15 protein-coding genes and 1 rRNA gene are annotated in these 17,629 nt (G+C 68.4%); 6 read left to right on the top strand and 10 right to left on the bottom strand.

Annotated elements, in window-relative coordinates:
• Positions 1-3: 3 nt before the first annotated feature.
• Genes ACFU5V_RS00080 through ACFU5V_RS00070 form a run of 3 tightly spaced genes read left to right on the top strand, consistent with a single transcriptional unit; the run spans position 4 to position 2,647 of the window.
• Positions 4-630, top strand: coding sequence for a TetR/AcrR family transcriptional regulator (locus ACFU5V_RS00080; protein WP_378433379.1), 627 nt, complete (start codon positions 4-6; stop codon positions 628-630).
• Positions 627-1,625 carry a nitrilase-related carbon-nitrogen hydrolase gene (locus ACFU5V_RS00075; RefSeq protein ID WP_378695887.1) on the top strand — a complete coding sequence of 333 codons (999 nt, stop codon included), beginning with the start codon at positions 627-629 and terminating at the stop codon, positions 1,623-1,625. Before ACFU5V_RS00080 ends, ACFU5V_RS00075 begins: the two co-directional genes overlap by 4 nt.
• The gene (locus ACFU5V_RS00070; RefSeq protein ID WP_378695885.1) at positions 1,622-2,647 is read left to right on the top strand and encodes an agmatine/peptidylarginine deiminase; all 1,026 of its coding nucleotides are present in this window, start codon (positions 1,622-1,624) and stop codon (positions 2,645-2,647) included. Before ACFU5V_RS00075 ends, ACFU5V_RS00070 begins: the two co-directional genes overlap by 4 nt.
• On the opposite strand, the gene ACFU5V_RS00065 is transcribed toward ACFU5V_RS00070, so the two are convergent.
• Positions 2,626-3,879: an RNA polymerase sigma factor gene (locus ACFU5V_RS00065; RefSeq protein WP_378695883.1), complete on the bottom strand. Its 1,254-nt coding sequence runs from the start codon at positions 3,877-3,879 to the stop codon at positions 2,626-2,628. The two genes, ACFU5V_RS00070 and ACFU5V_RS00065, sit on opposite strands and share 22 nt — an antisense overlap.
• On the bottom strand, positions 3,879-4,580 hold the full coding sequence (locus tag ACFU5V_RS00060; protein ID WP_378433375.1) for a YciI family protein: 702 nt from the start codon (positions 4,578-4,580) through the stop codon (positions 3,879-3,881). The genes ACFU5V_RS00065 and ACFU5V_RS00060 overlap by 1 nt, the downstream gene beginning before the upstream one ends.
• 219 nt (positions 4,581-4,799) lie before the next feature.
• Between ACFU5V_RS00060 and ACFU5V_RS00055 the strand changes: the two genes are divergently transcribed.
• Both ACFU5V_RS00055 and ACFU5V_RS00050 read left to right on the top strand, forming a co-directional pair.
• Entirely contained in the window at positions 4,800-8,690 is a 3,891-nt protein-coding gene (locus ACFU5V_RS00055) for a Pls/PosA family non-ribosomal peptide synthetase (protein WP_378695881.1), read from the top strand.
• 14 nt (positions 8,691-8,704) lie between these two features.
• Positions 8,705-10,003, top strand: a complete 1,299-nt coding sequence (locus ACFU5V_RS00050) for a M1 family metallopeptidase (RefSeq protein ID WP_378433393.1) — start codon at positions 8,705-8,707, stop codon at positions 10,001-10,003.
• On the opposite strand, the gene ACFU5V_RS00045 is transcribed toward ACFU5V_RS00050, so the two are convergent.
• From ACFU5V_RS00045 to ACFU5V_RS00035, 3 genes are all read right to left on the bottom strand, one after another.
• Entirely contained in the window at positions 9,934-11,268 is a 1,335-nt protein-coding gene (locus tag ACFU5V_RS00045; RefSeq protein WP_378433373.1) for an MFS transporter, read from the bottom strand. The genes ACFU5V_RS00050 and ACFU5V_RS00045 overlap by 70 nt on opposite strands.
• On the bottom strand, positions 11,265-11,912 hold the full coding sequence (locus ACFU5V_RS00040; protein ID WP_378433392.1) for a GntR family transcriptional regulator: 648 nt from the start codon (positions 11,910-11,912) through the stop codon (positions 11,265-11,267). Before ACFU5V_RS00040 ends, ACFU5V_RS00045 begins: the two co-directional genes overlap by 4 nt.
• A gap of 149 nt (positions 11,913-12,061) precedes the next feature.
• Positions 12,062-12,922, bottom strand: coding sequence for a LysR family transcriptional regulator (locus ACFU5V_RS00035; RefSeq protein WP_378433372.1), 861 nt, complete (start codon positions 12,920-12,922; stop codon positions 12,062-12,064).
• Between the two features lie 83 nt (positions 12,923-13,005).
• Here ACFU5V_RS00035 and ACFU5V_RS00030 point away from each other — a divergent pair, with 83 nt between their 5' ends.
• On the top strand, positions 13,006-14,010 hold the full coding sequence (locus ACFU5V_RS00030) for a bile acid:sodium symporter family protein (RefSeq protein ID WP_378695878.1): 1,005 nt from the start codon (positions 13,006-13,008) through the stop codon (positions 14,008-14,010).
• Positions 14,011-14,018: 8 nt separating this feature from the next.
• Here the strand turns inward: ACFU5V_RS00030 and ehuA are convergent, their stop codons facing one another.
• The 5 genes from ehuA to rrf form a co-directional block, all read right to left on the bottom strand.
• Complete coding sequence (gene ehuA / locus ACFU5V_RS00025) at positions 14,019-14,780, bottom strand: ectoine/hydroxyectoine ABC transporter ATP-binding protein EhuA (RefSeq protein WP_378696720.1); 762 nt, start codon at positions 14,778-14,780, stop codon at positions 14,019-14,021.
• A gap of 19 nt (positions 14,781-14,799) precedes the next feature.
• On the bottom strand, positions 14,800-15,444 hold the full coding sequence (gene ehuD, locus ACFU5V_RS00020) for an ectoine/hydroxyectoine ABC transporter permease subunit EhuD (RefSeq protein WP_378695876.1): 645 nt from the start codon (positions 15,442-15,444) through the stop codon (positions 14,800-14,802).
• Positions 15,441-16,172 carry an ectoine/hydroxyectoine ABC transporter permease subunit EhuC gene (gene ehuC / locus ACFU5V_RS00015; RefSeq protein WP_378433369.1) on the bottom strand — a complete coding sequence of 244 codons (732 nt, stop codon included), beginning with the start codon at positions 16,170-16,172 and terminating at the stop codon, positions 15,441-15,443. Before ehuC ends, ehuD begins: the two co-directional genes overlap by 4 nt.
• Before the next feature lie 22 nt (positions 16,173-16,194).
• Positions 16,195-17,079 carry an ectoine/hydroxyectoine ABC transporter substrate-binding protein EhuB gene (gene ehuB, locus ACFU5V_RS00010; RefSeq protein WP_378695874.1) on the bottom strand — a complete coding sequence of 295 codons (885 nt, stop codon included), beginning with the start codon at positions 17,077-17,079 and terminating at the stop codon, positions 16,195-16,197.
• Positions 17,080-17,309: 230 nt separating this feature from the next.
• Positions 17,310-17,426: ribosomal RNA gene (rrf, locus tag ACFU5V_RS00005) — 5S ribosomal RNA — on the bottom strand.
• Positions 17,427-17,629: the final 203 nt, after the last annotated feature.

The raw sequence follows: 17,629 nt of genomic DNA, 5'->3' as shown, positions 1-17,629 counted from the left end.
CCGATGAGCGAGCGACGCGACGCGATTCTGAAGGCGAGCGCGACGGCCATTGCCCAGCGAGGCATCCGCGGGCTGCGCGTCAACGATGTCGCGGAGGTCGCGGGCGTCTCGCCGGGACTGCTGTACTACCACTTCAAGGATCGCATCGGCCTTCTCGAGGCCGCCCTGAACTACATCAACGACCGTGCCCGCGACTACCGCAGCGAGGGCGAGGGGTCCGCGGACTCCGCTCGCGACCGGCTCACCCGCTCGCTCCTCGGCGAGATCCAGGACCGTCCCGAGGTCGTGGAGAACTCGCTGGCCTGGAACGAGTTGCGCGCCTCCGCCGTGTACGAGGAAGCGCTGCGGGAGCCCCTCGCGCGGACCACCGACGCGTGGGTTGCGGAGATCGCCGACGCCATCACACAGGCGCAGGCCACCGGCGAGATCTCCCCCTCGCTCGACGCCCGGCGCACCGCGGTCACGATGACCGCCCTCGTCGAGGGACTGTCCGGGCGGTGGCTCTGCAAGGAGATCTCCACCGAGGACGCCCGCTCCCATCTGCTCGGCGCGATCGACGTCGTGATGTCCGAGCCCCCCAACCGCACCACCGACAACCCCGTCACCACCAGAACGAAGGAACAACGATGACCATCCGCACGATCACCGCTCTGCCGGCACCCTCTTCCCCCGCTCGGTCCACGGCGTCCGGCCGCGCTCCGCTGCGGGTCGGGTTGGTGCAGCACCGCTGGCGTGCCGACGCGGACGCATTGCGCTCCGGGTTGACCGACGCGATCGGCGAGGCGGCCGCCCTCGGCGCGGCGGTGGTTTTCCTGCCGGAACTCACGCTGTCGAAGTACCCCGCCGACACCCGCGCGACCGGGACGCCCGGCCGCGATGCCGAAGACCTCACGACCGGACCCACCTACACGTTCGCGGCCGCGGCCGCGGCCCGGCACCAGGTCTGCGTCCACGCCTCGCTGTACGAGAAGGCCGACGGCCCGGACGGTCTCGGTTTCAACACCGCCATCCTCGTGTCCCCGTCCGGTGAACTGCTGTCCCGGACACGGAAGCTGCACATCCCCGTCAGCGCCGGATACTACGAGGACACCTACTTCCGAGGCGGCCCCGCCGACGACGCCTACCCCGTCTACCGGCCGGCCGAACTGGGCGGCGCCGCCCTCGGACTGCCGACGTGCTGGGACGAGTGGTTCCCCGAGGTGGCCCGGATGTACTCGCTCGGCGGGGCGGAGATCCTCGTCTACCCCACGGCGATCGGGTCGGAGCCGAGCTTCCCGGCGTTCGACACGCAGCCGATCTGGCAGCACGTGATCGTCGGAAACGGCATCACCAGTGGCACATTCATGGTGGTCCCGAACCGGTGCGGCAACGAGGGCGGCATCGACTTCTACGGTTCCTCGTTCATCTCCGACCCGTACGGCCGCGTGCTGGTGTCCGCTCCCCGTGACGAGGAAGCAGTCCTGGTGGCCGACCTCGACCTCGACCAGCGCAAGGACTGGCTCGACCTCTTCCCGTTCCTGACCACCCGTCGGCCGGACACGTACACCCGGCTCACGGACGCCGTCGACCACGAGCACCCGTACGGTCTTCCGTCGACGGTCGCCGCCGCGGAGACCCGGTCATGACCTGGCGGATGCCCAGCGAGACGGAACCGCAGGAGCGGGTGTGGATGGCGTTCCCGCCCCTGGGGGCGTCGATGACCGCGACGGCGGACGACGCCCACGAGGCACGGACCGCGTGGGCGGCCGTCGCCCACGCGGTCGCCGAATTCGAACCGGTCACCATGGTCGTCGATCCGGCAGACAGGAACGTCGTCCGGCAGTACCTGTCGCCGGACATCGACGTGGTCGAGGCGCCCCTCGACGACGCCTGGATGCGCGACATCGGTCCCACGTTCGTCCTCGACGAGGAGGACCGTCTCGGTGCCGTCGACTGGGTGTTCAACGGCTGGGGACAGCAGGAGTGGGCCACCTGGGACCGTGACCGCTCGATCGGCGCGGCGGTCACCCGGTGGTCCGGTGCGCAGCCGATCCCGTCCTCGATGGTCAACGAGGGCGGCGGAATTCAGGTGGACGGCCACGGAACCGTGCTCGTCACCGAGACCGTGCAACTCGACCCGCTGCGCAACCCCGGCCTGGACGCGGCCGGCGTCGAGGCGGAACTCGCGCGCACGATCGGCGCCGAGCACGTCATCTGGCTGCCCCGCGGATTGACGCGGGATTCCGAGAAGTTCGGCACCAAGGGGCACGTCGACATCGTCGCGGCGCTGCCGGCACCCGGGGTGGTCCTGGTGCACTGCCAGCGCGACCCGTCCCACCCCGACCACGAGGTGACCGCCGAGATCCTGAAGGTGCTGTCCGACAGCCGTGACCGGTCCGGCGCGCCGTGGCGGATCGTCGAGGTGCCCGCGCCGACGGTCCTGCGTGACGAGGAGGGATGGGTCGACTACAGCTACATCAATCACCTCGTCGTCAACGGCGGCGTCATCGCGTGCGGCTTCGACGACCCCCACGATGCCCTCGCCCGCAACATCCTGTCGAGCGTCTACCCGGGTCGTCGCGTCGTCACCGTCGACGCCCGGCAGATCTTCGCGCGGGGCGGCGGCATCCACTGCATCACCCAGCATCAGCCGCGCGGGCGGATCTGACGGGCACCGGTTCCGCCGTCCACTTCCGTGAGCCGTCGGGTCAGGAAACGCCGGGTCGGTTCGTTCGCCGCCAGTCCGATCGCGGCGCGGTACTCCACGCTCGCGTCCGCCGGCCTGCCTGGCCGGCGCAGCAGGTCGGCGCGGGTGGCGTGCAGGGTGTGCGTCCGGGCCAGCCTCGGCTCCCCGGCGAGCGCATCCACCTCGGCGAGACCGGCGTCGGGACCGTCCCGGAAACTCACGGCGACAGCATGATTGAGACGGACCGCGGGTGAGTCACCGTACGCGGCGAGATCGTCGTATCCGGCGACGACGGCATCCCAGTCGGTGGCCTCCCAGGTCGGCGCCGTCGCGTGGGCGGCGGCAATCGCGGCCTGCGCGCTGTACGGACCGCCTCCCCGGCGCCGGGCAGCCCGCAGGCACGCGACGCCCTCGTCGATCTTCGCCCGGTCCCACCGCCGGCGGTCCTGGCACTCGAGCGGGACGAGGTCACCGGCATCGTTCGTGCGCTGGATCCGCCTGCTGTCGTGGAACAGCATGAGCGCCATCAGCGCCCACGCCTCACCCTCGTCCGGCATCAGCTCGCACAGCAACCGGCCGAGCCGCAGCGCCTCGTCGCAGAGTTCGTCCCGGATCGCGGCGTCACCGGACGTGGCCGAATACCCCTCGGTGAACACCAGGTAGATGCAGGCAAGTACCTGCGGGGTGCGCTCGGGAAGCAGATGGTCGGGCGGAACCCGGAACGGGATCCCCGCCGTCCGGATCTTGGCCTTGGCGCGGCTGAGCCGTTGGGACACGGTCGGTTCCGGGGCGAGGAACAAGCGGGCGATCTCCGCAGGCCTCAGCCCGGCCACCAGCCGGAGCGTCAACGCCACCTGAGACTCCGAGGACAGCGCGGGATGGCAGCACGTGAACATGAGCCGCAACTGGTCGTCACGCACCGGCGACACCTCTTCCTCGCCCGGAGGCGGAACGAGCCGCGCCGCATCGTGCTCCTTGTCGCCGCGCAGCGACTCCCGGCGCAACCGGTCCAGTGCCCGGTTGCGGGCGACGGTCGTGATCCAGGCTCCCGGGTTGTTCGGCACACCCGAATCCGGCCAGGTGCGGATCGCCTCGGCGAACGCCTCCTGCACCGCGTCTTCCGCGAGGGACAGGTCGCCGACCATCCGAGCCACGGTGGCCAGCGCCCGACCGGACTCCTCCCGGAAGACGCGGCCCAGCGTGTCGCCGTCCATTACTCGGCGAAGTCGACGATCTGCCGGAGTTCGATGCAGCCTTTCGGCGACACCGGGATCTTCGCTGACAGCGCGATCGCGCTCTCCCGGTCGTCGGCTGCGAGCACGTACAGACCGTTCGCGACCTCGGCGGTCTCGGCGAAGGGGCCGTCGGTGAGCAGAAGTTCGCCGTCCCGGACGCGGATCGTCGTCGCGGAGTCCGGCGGATACAGCGCTCCGCCACCTCGCACCGCGGACCCGGCGAGGCGACCGAACTCCTCGTGCTCGGCCATCCCCTCGTCCCACTGAGGTGTGCCCGGGGGCACCGCCGCCGCCACCGGTTCGCGAAGCAGCGCCATCCAGCAGCCTGTCTGATCGGTCACGGGCATCCACTCGACCATCGGCCACAACTCGATGATCGCCTCCGGGATGTGCCGCGCGACATTCAGCACCTCGTCCAGGTCCGGCCCCTCGAGGACGTAGAAGCCACCGATCACCTCCGCGGTCTCCGCGAACGGACCGTCCGTGATCAGCGCGCGGCCGCCCTCGTTCCGGACGGTCGCCGCCTCCGCACTCGGATACAAGGCACCACCTCCGACGATCGCGGAGCCCGCTCTCTCCGTGAACGCCTGATGGCGCGCAACGGCCACCGCGAACTCCGGACTGTCCGGTGCCCATTCGGTGGCGTTCTTCTCGTCCGCCAGCAATGCCAGGTAGTACATGAGGTCATCCTTCCTCGATTCGAAGGAACTCGGGTGCTCCCTCTGACCAGACGACGAAGAAAAGGAGCGAACTTCTACATCCGCGGCGAGAAACCTCCAACAGCAGGTGAAGAATGGTCGACAGAGCCGTGTCCAACCCCAACTGTTCACCATCTGGCCACTTGATCGTGAGATAACGAGCCGTACGCACCACTACCCGCTCAGAGAAGGAATCCTGGATTGTCTCTCCAGTCGCCGACGGATTCGGACCTGTCGCTCCGTATACCCCGGGAATTCCTCCGCCGTGAATTCGCACCGGCGCCGCGCACCCTCGTCGACATCCTGTTCGCGACGGCCGACGCGCACCCCGAAGCCCCCGCGATCGACGACGGCACCACGTCGCTGACGTACCAGGAACTGCTCGAGGAGATCCGGCAGACCGCCGACGTCCTCGCCGGATCGGGCGTCGGGGCCGGCGATCGGGTCGGAATCCGCATGCCCTCCGGGTCGTGCTCGCTGTATGTCGCGATCCTGTCGACCCTCGCCGTCGGCGCCGCCTACGTGCCGGTCGACGCGGACGACCCCGACGAACGCGTCGAACTCGTCTTCGGCGAGGCACAGGTCCGCTGCGTGGTGACCGGTACCGGGATCGTCGCCGGCACCGCGCCGGACAGGGCCGAGTCACCGAGCGCCCGCCCGCCGACCGTCGACGACGACGCCTGGATCATCTTCACGTCCGGTTCCACCGGCACCCCCAAGGGCGTCGCGGTGAACCATCGCAACGCGGCCGCGTTCGTGGACGCCGAGGCCCGGATGTTTCTGCAGGAAGACCCGATCCGGCCCGGCGACCGGGTCCTCGCCGGACTGTCGGTGGCGTTCGACGCGTCCTGCGAGGAGATGTGGCTGGCGTGGCGTCACGGCGCCTGCCTGGTGCCCGCACCCCGGTCGCTGGTGCGCAGCGGCATGGATCTCGGCCCGTGGCTCGTCGCCCGCGACGTCAGCATCGTCTCGACGGTGCCGACCCTGGCGTCGCTGTGGCCCGCCGAGGCCCTCGAGGCCGTGCGCCTGCTGATCTTCGGCGGCGAGGCCTGCCCACCCGAACTGGCCGAACGCCTCGCCGTCGACGGCCGCGAGGTGTGGAACACGTACGGGCCCACCGAGGCGACGGTCGTGGCCTGCGGCGCCCTGATGGACGGCCGGAGCCCGGTCAGCATCGGCCTCCCGCTGGACGGCTGGGACCTCGCGGTGGTCGACGGATCCGGCGAACCCGTACCCGAGGGCGAGGTCGGCGAACTGGTCATCGGCGGGGTCGGCCTGGCCCGGTACCTCGACCCGGCGAAGGACGCGGAGAAGTACGCGCCGATGCCGACGCTCGGCTGGGATCGGGCGTACCGGAGCGGCGACCTGGTCCGGCTGGACCGTGGCGGACTGCTGTTCCAGGGCCGCGCCGACGACCAGGTGAAACTCGGCGGCAGGCGGATCGAGCTGGGCGAGGTCGACAACGCGCTGCAGAACCTCCCCGGCGTCGGCGGTGCGGCGGCAGCCGTGCGCCGGACCGGTGCGGGTCACCAGATCCTCGTCGGCTACCTGGCCAGCACCAACCCCGACTTCGACCTCAAGGCCGCGCACACCGCGCTCATCGGCCAGCTTCCTGCCGCGCTGGTCCCGCGGCTCGTGCTGGTCGACGAACTCCCCACCCGCACGTCGGGGAAGGTCGATCGCAACGCCCTTCCCTGGCCGCCGCCGGGCGTCGACGACGCCGCGGAGAAGCTGGGTCTCGAGGGCACTCCGGCGTGGGTCGCCGAGTTGTGGACGTCGATTCTGGGCGCCGAGATCACCGGTCCCGACAACGACTTCTTCGAGCTCGGTGGTGGCTCCCTCTCCGCCGCCCAGCTGGTCACGGCGCTGCGCGAACGGTTCCCCGAGGTGACGGTCGCACAACTCTACGATCATCCGCGGCTCGGTTCGCTCGCCGAATACCTCGACGAACTGGCGCCGATCGACGCGGCCGAACCCCGCATCGTCACCCCGACCCCGCGGCGAAGCCAGCTCGCGCAGATCGCGGCCACGGTCCCGTTGACCACACTCACCGGTCTGCAGTGGGTCACGTGGCTGGCCATCGCGAACAACGTCCTCTCCTGGTTCACCACCGTGTCCTGGGCGCCGACGGTGTCGTGGTGGTGGATTCTGCTCGCGTTCTTCGCGTTCATCAGCCCGGTCGGACGGATGGCGATCTCGGTGCTCGGCGCACGGATCCTGCTGCGCGGACTGGAGCCCGGAACGTATCCCCGCGGCGGCAGCGCACACCTGCGACTGTGGGTGGCGCTGCGTCTCACCGAGGCCAGCGGCGCCGCGAACCTGTCCGGGGCCCCGTGGATGCTCTACTACGCGCGGGCGCTCGGCGCCGACGTCGGCAAGGGTGTCGACCTGCACACCCTGCCGCCGGTCACCGGCATGCTCGAACTCGGCGACGGCTGCTCCGTCGAACCGGAGGTCGACCTGTCCGGGCACTGGGTGGACGGCGACGTCGTCCACATCGGCGGGATCAAGATCGGTCCCGGCGCCTCGGTCGGCGCGCGATCGACGCTGCTGCCCGGCGCCACGATCGGCCGCAATGCCGAAGTCGAGGCGGGTTCCGCCGTGTTCGGACGCGTCAAGGCCAACCAGCACTGGGCCGGTTCACCGGCGGTCAAGGTCGGCAAGGCGGTCCACCCGTGGCCCGAGGAGACTCCGCGGCGCGCGTCCTACTGGGTTCCCGCGTTCGGCGTGACGTCCATGCTCATCGCGGGACTGCCGATCTTCGCTCTCGTCGCCGGCATCGTGGTCGTCGGGTGGTGGATCCGTGACGCGGCCACGGTCGGGGCGGCCGCACTCCGGTCGCTGGTGATCCTTCCCGCCGCGACCCTCGTCAGCCTCGCCGTGTTCGCCGTCCTCACGGTCGTGACCGTCCGGTTGCTGTCGATCGGTTTGCGTGAGGGCTACCACCCGGTCCGCAGTCGCATCGGCTGGCAGGTGTGGGCCACCGAACGGCTCATGGACTCGGCCCGCACGTTTCTGTTCCCGCTGTACGCGAGCCTGCTGACCCCGGGTTGGCTGCGGTTGCTCGGCGCCCGGATCGGCAAGAACGTGGAAGCGTCGACCGTTCTCATGCTGCCGAAGTTCACGACCGTGGCGGACGGTGCGTTCCTCGCCGACGACACGATGATCGCGAGCTACGAACTCGGCGGCGGCTGGATGCACATCGAACACGCCAAGGTCGGCAAGCGCGCATTTCTCGGCAACTCCGGCATGACCGGCCCGGGCAGGCGGGTCCCCAAGAACGGTCTCGTCGCTGTGCTCTCGGCCACGCCGTCGAAGGCGAAATCCGGTTCCTCCTGGCTGGGCAGTCCGCCCGTCCGCCTCCGCCGGGCGCCCGGCGACACCGACGCCTCCCGCACGTTCCGTCCGCCGTTCCGGCTCAAGGTCGCGCGTGCCGTCGTCGAGACGTGCCGTCTCCTGCCCGTGATGGTGACGTTCGGGATCGGGCTCGGCGTGCTGTTCGCGTTGGAGGCGATGGCCGGCCGGGTCGGGTTCTGGCTGGCAGCGCTGGCCAGCGGGGTCGTGCTCCTCGTCGCGGGTGCGGCCGCCGGACTGATCTCCGTGGTCGCGAAGTGGCTGGTGGTGGGTCGGATCGGGAAGATCGAACACCCGCTGTGGAGTTCGTTCGTGTGGCGGAACGAGGTGTCGGACGCGTTCGTGGAGACCGTCGCCGCACCGTGGTTCGCCCGGGCCGCCACCGGCACCGCCGTGCTGAACGTCTGGTTGCGGGGCCTCGGCGCCACCATCGGCAAGGGTGTGTGGTGTGAAACCTACTGGCTCCCCGAGGCCGATCTCGTGACGCTGGGCGACGGGGCGACCGTGGAACGGGGGTGCGTGGTGCAGACTCACCTGTTCCATGATCGGATCATGTCCATGGACACCGTCATCCTCGGAGCCGGAGCCACCCTCGGTCCGCACTGTGTCGCGCTGCCCGCCGCCCGGATCGGCGACGGTGGCACGGTCGGACCGGCCTCTCTCGTCATGCGCGGCGACACCGTGCCGCCGTCCACGCGGTGGCAGGGGAACCCGATCGCCCCCTGGGCGGCCACGTGAAGTCGGACAAGGGGATGGACGAGCCGGTCGACCCGTACCTCCCCCAGAACGGCAACCGTGGGTACCGGGTGTCCCGGTACGAACTCGACCTCACCTACAAGGTCCACAGCAACCGGCTGGCGGGCAAGGCCACGATCACCGCGGTCACGACCGCCGCCCGTTCCCGGTTCGCCCTGGACCTGGCGGCAAACCTGCACGTCACCAAGGTCACGACCAACGGTTCCCGCAACACCAAGTGGTTGCACCGCAACGGCAAGCTGATCATCACGCCCGCGCAGAAGATCCCCGCGGGCGGCGCCCTCGTGCTCGCCGTGCAGTACGGGGGTTCGCCGAAACCGATCCGCAGCATGTGGGGTGAGGTCGGGTGGGAGGAATTGTCGGAGGGCGCCCTCGTCGCCAGTCAGCCCAACGGGGCGGCGTCCTGGTTCCCGTGCGACGACCATCCGAGCTCGAAGGCCAGCTACCGCATCTCCATCACGACCGATTCGCCGTATTACACGGTGGCGAACGGCGCGCTGGTGAGCAAGCAGACCCGGGCCAGTCAGACGACGTGGGTGTACGAGCAGACCGAGCCGATGCCGAGTTACCTCGCCACCATCCAGATCGGGCCGTACGAACGCCGCAGTTTCGGTTCCGGTGGTGTTCCCATGTTCGCCGTCCACCCGCCGCGGCTGCGTGCGTCGTTCGACGTCGACTTCGGCAGGCAGACCCAGATGATGGACGTGTTCTCCCGGTTGTTCGGCCCCTACCCGTTCGCCGACTACACGGTGGTCGTGACGGACGACGAGTTGGAGATCCCGCTCGAGGCGCAGGGATTGTCCATCTTCGGCGCGAACCATTGCACCGGCAGGCGCTGGGCCGAACGTCTCGTGGCGCACGAACTGGCCCACCAGTGGTTCGGCAACAGCCTGACGCTCGGCCAGTGGCGGGACATCTGGTTGCACGAAGGCTTCGCCTGTTACGCCGAGTGGATCTGGTCGGAGAATTCCGGTGGACATTCGGCGCACCAACTCGCCCTGCAGGCGCATCAGGGCCTGGCCCGCAAACCGCAGGACCTGGTGATCGCCGATCCGGGGCCGCAGTTGATGTTCGACGACCGCGTCTACAAGCGCGGCGCTCTCACACTCCACGCGCTGCGGCGCCGGCTCGGCGACGACAAATTTTTCGCGTTGTTGCGCGAGTGGACCCTGGCCCACCGCCACTCCACCGTCACGAGCGAGCAGTTCACCGACCTGGCCGCGCACTACACCGACGAATCGCTGCGCCTGCTGTGGGATTCGTGGCTCGGGGAGAAGACGCTGCCGTCGATGTGATCTGACACAGCTTCCGAATTCGGCAGGTGCGCGCGCCATTTCGTGAGTGCGAGCGCGAGGCAGCCCGCGGCCGCCACCGCGCCGAACACGAACATCCTCGGGTACGTCACCGCCGGGAACGTCTCGGAGAGGTACGCCATCACGACGGGTGTCCCGAATCCCAGGTACGTCAGCGAGTAGAAGACGGCCGTCAGTCCGGCGAGGTCGTCCGGTCCCGCGATCCGCTGGATCTCCTGCAGTCCCGACACCATGGCCATGCCGTATCCGCAGCCGAGCACGACGGCCGCGGCGAGCGCGAGCGGAACGGTCAGCGCGGACGCGGCGACCGCTGCGACACCCATTCCGGCGAGAACGACGACGAGCGAGACCACGACGGCCCGCGCGTTCCGGGGAGTGTCGATCTTGCGGCCGAGAGCCTGGATGGCGAAACCCGCCCCGAGACCGACCATGCACATGAGCGCGGAGAACGCGAGCGGCAGCCCACCGCTGTTCCGGGACATCAGCGACGGGAGCACCGCGTAGGCGGCGGCCGCCGTGCCGAACACCCACGGTGCGAGCGGCACGATCACGAACAGGAAACGCTTGTGCGCGGCGGACGGGATCGCGAGGTCGCGGGCGAGGGAGGCCCGTTCGGAGACGGGCTGGGCCGCGCGCGTTTCGGGTGCCCGCCACAGCGCGAAAGCGGCGGCGACGGCGATCGCACTGTGCACGGCGTAGGACAGGACGCTCGGCAGCGGCGCCCACTGCGCGAGAACACCGGCGACACCGGCGCCGAGGCCGAACCCGCCGGTCAGGCTCATCGCTGCCCGGCGCGCACCCGCCCCGTCCGCGGCCGCGGGATCCCACGGCGCGGCCGACAGTTCCTTCACCCAGCTGCCGCCGACGGCCATGCCGAGGCCGAGCGCGACGCCGCACAGGACGCGGCCGACGACGATCATCGCCGCGGAGTCGGCGCCGAGGGCGAGGAGCGCGGAGCCGGCCACCGTCAGGAACGGTGCCGGGAGCAGGATCGGCCGTCGCCCCAGCCGGTCGGACAGCGGTCCGCCCAGGAGCAGGGCGGGCACGATCCCGACGACGTAGGCGAACAGGAACAGGTCGACCGTGACCGGTGAGAATCCGTGATCGGCGCGGTACATGCCGAGGAGCGGCGTGAACTCGTTGCCGCCCCACGCCACGGCGAACATGGTCGCGGCCACGAGCATCCAGGCGCGCGGGGACGCGAGGGCCTGCGGCATCTCCGTCGGGTATTCGCGGACGGCGGTCATCGCGCAACTCCTCTCGGGTTGAGGGCGTGGACCTGTCGCATGTGGACGAGCACCGCGGCGTCGAAGCCGGCGGCGTCACCGGCTTCGACGAGTTCCGTCAGCTGTTCGTGGTCGGCGATGATCCTGGGCAGCTGTCCCGGGTCGCGGGTGATGGAGTGTGCCGTCATCCGGCGCTGGCGTTCGCGGATGCTGGAGTAGAACGTCGCGAGCAGCGGGTTCTCGCCCGCCTCGACGATCATCCGGTGGAAGTCTGCGTCGGCGGCGCTGAAGGCGGCGATGTCGCCTCGTGCGGCGATCTCGCGCTGCTCGGCGAGGTTCTCGCGCAGGCGGGCGACGAGGAGTTGGCGGGCGTGTGGCTGATCGGCGAGCACGTGGACGCTGTGTGTCTCGACGAGTTGGCGGGCGTCGACCACGTGTTCCGCCTCGCCGTCCGCGACGGGCACGACGAGCGCGCCCCGCTTCGGGTACAGCCGCATCCAGCCCTCGGCCTCGAGCCGAAGGAAGGCCTCGCGCACCGGGGTGCGGCTGAGCCCCATTCGTCCGGCGATCTCGCCCTCGCTGATCAGCTCACCGCCGGGCAGGCCGCCCGACAGGATGAGCTCCTTGACCTCGCGATAGGCCTGCTCCGCAGCGGAATACAACATAGACACAAGATGTATTTATACGCCGGTGACCGGTCCCGGGTCTATGTCGAGACGGCCATTGTGAGCTCTATCTCCACGGGCGCGCCGGACGGCAGGGACTCGAATTCCGAAAGCTCGACGGCCTCGGTGGGGCAGCCCTCCCACCGAGGTCACGCGCGCAGTCGATCCGCGTTCTCGAGGATGGCGGCGCGCAACGCCTGCTCCGGTTCGCTGAGAACGCTCCGGCGGGCCTCCAGCACGAATTCGACGTCGACCGCGGGCCCCCACTCGTCGCGCGAACGCATCCGCACCGGAACCAGCCCCGCGGGTGGAAGGGTCTCCGCGTGGAACACGACGCCGAGTCCCGCGAGGCAGGCGGCCCGCAACCCGTTCAAACTGTCCGTCACACAGGCCACGCGCGCGCCGCGCCCGGATTTCTCCAGGGTGTCCAGCGCCGCTGCCCGCGTGATCGACGGCGGCGGGTACGTCACCAGCGGCACCGGGCCCTCGGCGTCCGGCACGAAATCGGGTGCGGCGAAGAACGCCAACCGGTCGGTCCACACCAGTTCCCCGTGCCGGTCTCCTCGGCGACGCTTCCCGAAGACCAGATCCAGCCGGCCTTCGCGCAGTTGCCGGAACAGCACTTCGCTCAACGCCACGGTGAGTTCGAGATCCACGAGCGGATGGCTGCGCCGGAACTCGCCCAGAATCCGGGGGAGTTCGTGCAGAACCAGATCTTCGGACGCGCCGAACCGGACGCGTCCGCGCACCCCGGACTGCGTGAAGTAGCGTTCGGCGTCCGAGTGCCGCTCGAGTATCGACGTCGCGAAACCCACCATCACGGAGCCGTCCGCGGTGAGCTCGACCGAATGCGTGTCCCGCAGAAACAGGCGGCGACCGGCAGCGTTCTCGAGTTTGCCGACATGCTGGCTGACCGTCGATTGCCGCAGGTCCAGGCGCCGCGCGGCGGCGGTGAAGCTCTTGGTGCGCGCGACTGCCAGGAAGCTCCGCAGGTGAACCGGATCGAACATGACCTATTGTTATCACGGTTCGGCATTACAGTAAACGTCACTATCGCCTTTCGAAATATCCCCGGATTCCTTACGGTCGAACCATGCTGACCAAGATCCCGCTGCTCGGAAGACTCGATCCGTTCATCATCGGCATCCTGATCACCGTCGGGATCGCCAGCCTGGTCCCCGCCGACGGCACGGCCCTGACGGCGTTCACCTGGGCCACGAAGGTTGCTGTCGGAATTCTGTTCTTCCTCTACGGCGCCCGGCTCTCCACACAGGAGGCGCTGCAGGGCCTGCGTCACTGGCGCCTGCACCTCACCATCCTCGCGGCGACGTTCGTCATCTTCCCGCTCCTCGGAATCGCCGCACGCGTGCTGGTCCCGACGATCCTGACCCAGCCGCTGTATCTGGGCCTTCTGTACGTCTGCCTCCTGCCTTCGACCGTCCAGTCGTCTATCGCCTTCGTGTCGATCGCCCGCGGAAACGTGCCCGGGGCGATCGTCAGCGCGTCGTTCTCCAACATCCTCGGCATCTTCGTCACTCCGCTCCTCGTCGCGTTGTTGATGACCAGCGAGGGGGCGGGTTTCGACGCGTCCTCCGCGATCGGCATCCTCGTCATGCTGCTGCTCCCGTTCATCGCCGGCCAGTTGGTGCGACGATGGATCGGGCCCTGGGTGAAGAAGCACGGCGCGCCGCTCAAGCTCGTCGACCGGGGATCGATCCTGCTGGTCGTCTACGTCGCATTCAGCGAAGGAATGAACGAGGGCATCTGGGGCACGCTGTCCGTCGGCCGGCTCCTCGGCCTGCTCGCGGTGTGCGCGGTGCTGCTCGCGCTCGTCCTGTCCCTGACCTGGTTCGGGTCGAAGCGACTCGGATTCGATCGGGCCGATCAGATCACGATCACGTTCTGCGGGTCGAAGAAGAGCCTCGCCACCGGTCTTCCGATGGCCACGGTCCTGTTCGCCAGTCAGCCGATCGGCCTGATCGTGCTGCCGCTCATGCTGTTCCACCAACTGCAATTGCTGGTGTGCGCGTGGATGGCGGGCCGGCTGGCACGGCGCGCTCCCGCCGACGACACGGAACTCGCGACCACCTCACGCTAGTCCGGGAGTCAGTCGGCCAGCACGGCCTTCAGGAACGTCTTGGTGCGCTCGTGCTTCGGTGCGGTGAAGATCGTGGCCGGGTCGCCTTCTTCCACGATGCGGCCTGCGTCGAACATCATCACCCGGTTCGACACGTCCCGCGCGAACTGCATCTCGTGCGTGACGATCAGCATCGTGATGTCGGTGGTGCGCGCGACGTCCCTGAGCACGTCGAGGACGTCCGCCACCAGTTCCGGATCCAGTGCCGACGTCACCTCGTCGAGCAGCAGAATGTCGGGGTCCATCGCCAGGGCTCGCGCGATCGCGACCCGCTGCTGCTGACCACCGGACAGCTGCGTCGGGTGCGCGGTCTCCTTGTCCGACAGACCGACCGTCTCGAGCAACTCGCGTGCCCGCTTCGCGGCCGCGGCCTTGTCCAGTCCGAGCACGTGGATCGGCGCTTCGGTGATGTTCTCGATCACGTTCATGTTGGGGAACAGGTTGAACTGCTGGAAGACCATGCCGATCCGGCGCCGTATCCGGCGTGTGTACTTCTCCGACGCCGGAACGAGTTTGCCGCCCTTCTCCTCGTGCGTCAGCGGCGCTCCGTCCACCCAGATGACGCCGCCGTTCACCTTCTCGAGGGTCATGACCAGTCGGAGGATCGTCGTCTTCCCCGATCCGCTCGGACCGATGAGCGTCACGCGGTCGCCGCGTTCGACCTGAAAATCCAGGTGGTCGAGCACGACGTGGTCACCGAACTGCTTGACGACGTCGTCGAATCGGATCATCGGGGTTGCTGCGCTCGCGTCATCGGGCAAGACGTCTCTCCAATCGCCGTATGAGCAGGGACGTCGGGTAGCTGGCGAGCAGGAAGATCACACCCGCCAGCGTCAACGGTTCGAGGTACTGGAAGTGCCTGGCGCCGAATTGCTGCGCGGCCGTCACCATTTCCACCACCGTGATGGCGAACAGGAACGGGGTGTCCTTGAACATCGACACCGCGTAGTTGCCCAGCGCCGGGACGACGCGACGGATGGCCTGCGGCAGGATGATCGCCCGCCACGTCCGAGTCGGCGCTATGGACAACGCCCGCGCCGCCTCCCACTGACCGACGGGCACCGCCTCGATCCCCGCCCGGTACACCTCGGCCATGTACGTCGAATAGTGGATTCCGAGCACCGCGACACCGATCTGCAGCGGCGACAGTCCCGTGAACGTGTAGTACACGAACAGCAGTTGCACGACGAGCGGGGTCAGCCGGATGAATTCGCTGACCGCGCGGACCGGCACACTCACCCACCGCGGTGCGGCCTGCCGGATCAATGCGATGACGAGTCCGAGTACGACGGAGATCAGGAACCCGAGGGCGGTGGCGATCAGGGTGATCTTGAAACCCTCGAGCAGCACGGGCAGAGCCTCGAACGCGCGGTTCCAGCTCCAGTGGGCACTCATTGTTTCGCCGCCTCCAATCCCCGTGGATCGGAGGGTGCGAGACTGAAGATCTCACGCAGAGAGGGTCCCGTGCCGAGGCGATTCTTCGCCCGCACCTCGAGCGCGTTCATCAGCAGGGTCAGCACGTAGCCGATCACGAAGTAGATGACGAGCCCCACACCGAATGCGAACAACGTGTTCCCGGTCGTCTGCCGGAGCTGATCGATCTCGAAGGTCAAGTCCTGCAATAGGATGTAGCTCGCGAGGGCGGTGCCCTTGAGCAGCTGGATCAGCAGATTCGTCAGCGGCGGAATCATCTCCGCCCATGCCTGCGGGAAGACCACCCGGCGCAGCCGTTGCCAGTGGCTGAAGTCCAGTGCCGTCGCCGCTTCCCACTGCGATTGCGGTACCGAGTTGATCGCACCGCGGACCACCTCGGCTCCGTAGGCGCCGTAGTTCAGCCCGAGCGCGAGGATCCCGCACAGCACCGGGTCGAGGAGATAGCCGAACAGCGGGACCACATAGAACAACCAGAACAGCTGCACCAACAGCGAAGTGCCCCGGAAGAATTCGATGAACGCACGAGCCGATCCCCGGACCACGATGTTGTGGGCACGGGCTGCCAACCCGAGTGCTAGAGCCAGCACGAACGCCAGGAGTGCGCCTCCCGCCGTCAGTTGGAGCGTGACGACGATACCTTCCTGGATGCTCGGCCACGCATCCAGCAGCGCGTCGATGTTCTCCTTCACAGGCAGCAGACCCCGGCGACGATCAGCTGGTCTCGCCGCAGAGTTTGGCGGTGGTCAGGTTCGGATCGGGCAGTTCCTCTTCGGTGAATCCGAACGGTCCGACGATCGACAGGTACTTCTCCTTGTCGGACGTTATCTTGGCGAGTTCGGCGTTGTAGGCGTCGCGCAACTCGGTGTCCTCCTTACGGAAGACCGTCCCGCCGGCACCGACCTGGGGTACCCCGTCGATCACTGCGACGAACGAGTTGGTCACCTCAACCGGCACCTGCGGGTTGTTCTGCGCCAGCCAGTTCAGCGAGATCCCGGTCAGGGCAAAGACATCGGCACGCCCGTTGGCGACGGCGTCCATGCCGTCCTGCGGCGACGCCACCTGCATGGCGTCGATCCCGAGTTGCTGCGCGTAGTCCGATTCGATCGCCCCGGTCATCGCGGCCATCCGCACACCGCTCTGCTGCACCGACTGCATGTCGGTGAGGTTCGCGGGATTTCCCTTGGGCACCATCAGCGCGGTCGTGTAGTTGAATTCCGGCTCACTGAACGCTGCCTGCTCGCAGCGCTGCGGCAGGATCGACATGCCGGCGCTGACGACGTCGAAGCGGCGCGCCTGCAGTCCGGGAATGAGGGCTCCGAAGTCGGTGCTCACGCCCTCGACGTTGTCGATGCCGAGGTTCTTGAAGATTTCCCGGTGCAATGCCACGGTGGCACCGGTCAACTGGCCGTCCTGCTCGAAGCTGTACGGCGCCTCGCCGGCGAAACCGACGGTCACCGTTCCGCTGTCCTGCAGTTGCTGGAGAAGCGATCCACCGCCGGCCGTGTCGGTCTTCGTGCACCCCGCGACGGAGCCGGCGGCCACCATCAAGCCTGCGAACGCGACCGCCGCTCTGACAGCCGGACGTTGTTTCGACATCGTGCTCGTCACCACAGATTCCCCTTCGTCACCTCGGGTGATCCGGGAGGACGCGCACCGCACGGCACGATCCCAACGGATCTGCCCGGGCCACGTTACGCAGGCGAAGGACTTGCCAACGGGGAACCGAGGGGACGTTACCGCAGCGTTATCAAGTCGCGGCGGGGTGAACCTGTTCCGGGAATGCCGAAAGCCCCCCAACAAGTGTTGGGGGGCTTTCGGTAACGGATGTTCGGCGGTGTCCTACTCTCCCACACCCTGTCGGGTGCAGTACCATCGGCGCTGGAGGGCTTAGCTTCCGGGTTCGGAATGGGACCGGGCGTTTCCCCTCCGCTATGGCCGCCGTAACTCTGTGAAACCTGACTCACTCACGCTTTTTCGAGTGAGTCGGAAGGGGCGCAGCCCCACCCTGATAGGGGGCAGCGTTCACTCCGACTTCCTCGCGCAGCGAGTGAGTGTGTTGTTTCAGATACTGCACAGTGGACGCGTAGCTTCTTTGTGGTAAGTCCTCGGCCTATTAGTACCAGTCACCTGCACCAGTTACCTGGCT

The organism is Rhodococcus sp. NPDC057529, assembly GCF_042802055.1.
Taxonomy (GTDB): domain Bacteria; phylum Actinomycetota; class Actinomycetes; order Mycobacteriales; family Mycobacteriaceae; genus Rhodococcus_F.
Note: the sequence above shows the minus strand (reverse complement) of the source record. Positions and strands in the feature narration are given on the sequence as shown.

Bases quoted from the DNA above. Each gene is read 5' to 3' on its own strand.
- ACFU5V_RS00080 (WP_378433379.1), top strand. From the start codon at position 4: ATGAGCGAGCGACGCGACGCGATTCTGAAGGCGAGCGCGACGGCCATT.
- ACFU5V_RS00075 (WP_378695887.1), top strand. From the start codon at position 627: ATGACCATCCGCACGATCACCGCTCTGCCGGCACCCTCTTCCCCCGCT.
- ACFU5V_RS00070 (WP_378695885.1), top strand. From the start codon at position 1,622: ATGACCTGGCGGATGCCCAGCGAGACGGAACCGCAGGAGCGGGTGTGG.
- ACFU5V_RS00065 (WP_378695883.1), bottom strand. From the start codon at position 3,879: ATGGACGGCGACACGCTGGGCCGCGTCTTCCGGGAGGAGTCCGGTCGG.
- ACFU5V_RS00060 (WP_378433375.1), bottom strand. From the start codon at position 4,580: ATGTACTACCTGGCATTGCTGGCGGACGAGAAGAACGCCACCGAATGG.
- ACFU5V_RS00050 (WP_378433393.1), top strand. From the start codon at position 8,705: ATGGACGAGCCGGTCGACCCGTACCTCCCCCAGAACGGCAACCGTGGG.
- ACFU5V_RS00045 (WP_378433373.1), bottom strand. From the start codon at position 11,268: ATGACCGCCGTCCGCGAATACCCGACGGAGATGCCGCAGGCCCTCGCG.
- ACFU5V_RS00040 (WP_378433392.1), bottom strand. From the start codon at position 11,912: ATGTTGTATTCCGCTGCGGAGCAGGCCTATCGCGAGGTCAAGGAGCTC.
- ACFU5V_RS00035 (WP_378433372.1), bottom strand. From the start codon at position 12,922: ATGTTCGATCCGGTTCACCTGCGGAGCTTCCTGGCAGTCGCGCGCACC.
- ACFU5V_RS00030 (WP_378695878.1), top strand. From the start codon at position 13,006: ATGCTGACCAAGATCCCGCTGCTCGGAAGACTCGATCCGTTCATCATC.
- ehuA (WP_378696720.1), bottom strand. From the start codon at position 14,780: ATGATCCGATTCGACGACGTCGTCAAGCAGTTCGGTGACCACGTCGTG.
- ehuD (WP_378695876.1), bottom strand. From the start codon at position 15,444: ATGAGTGCCCACTGGAGCTGGAACCGCGCGTTCGAGGCTCTGCCCGTG.
- ehuB (WP_378695874.1), bottom strand. From the start codon at position 17,079: ATGTCGAAACAACGTCCGGCTGTCAGAGCGGCGGTCGCGTTCGCAGGC.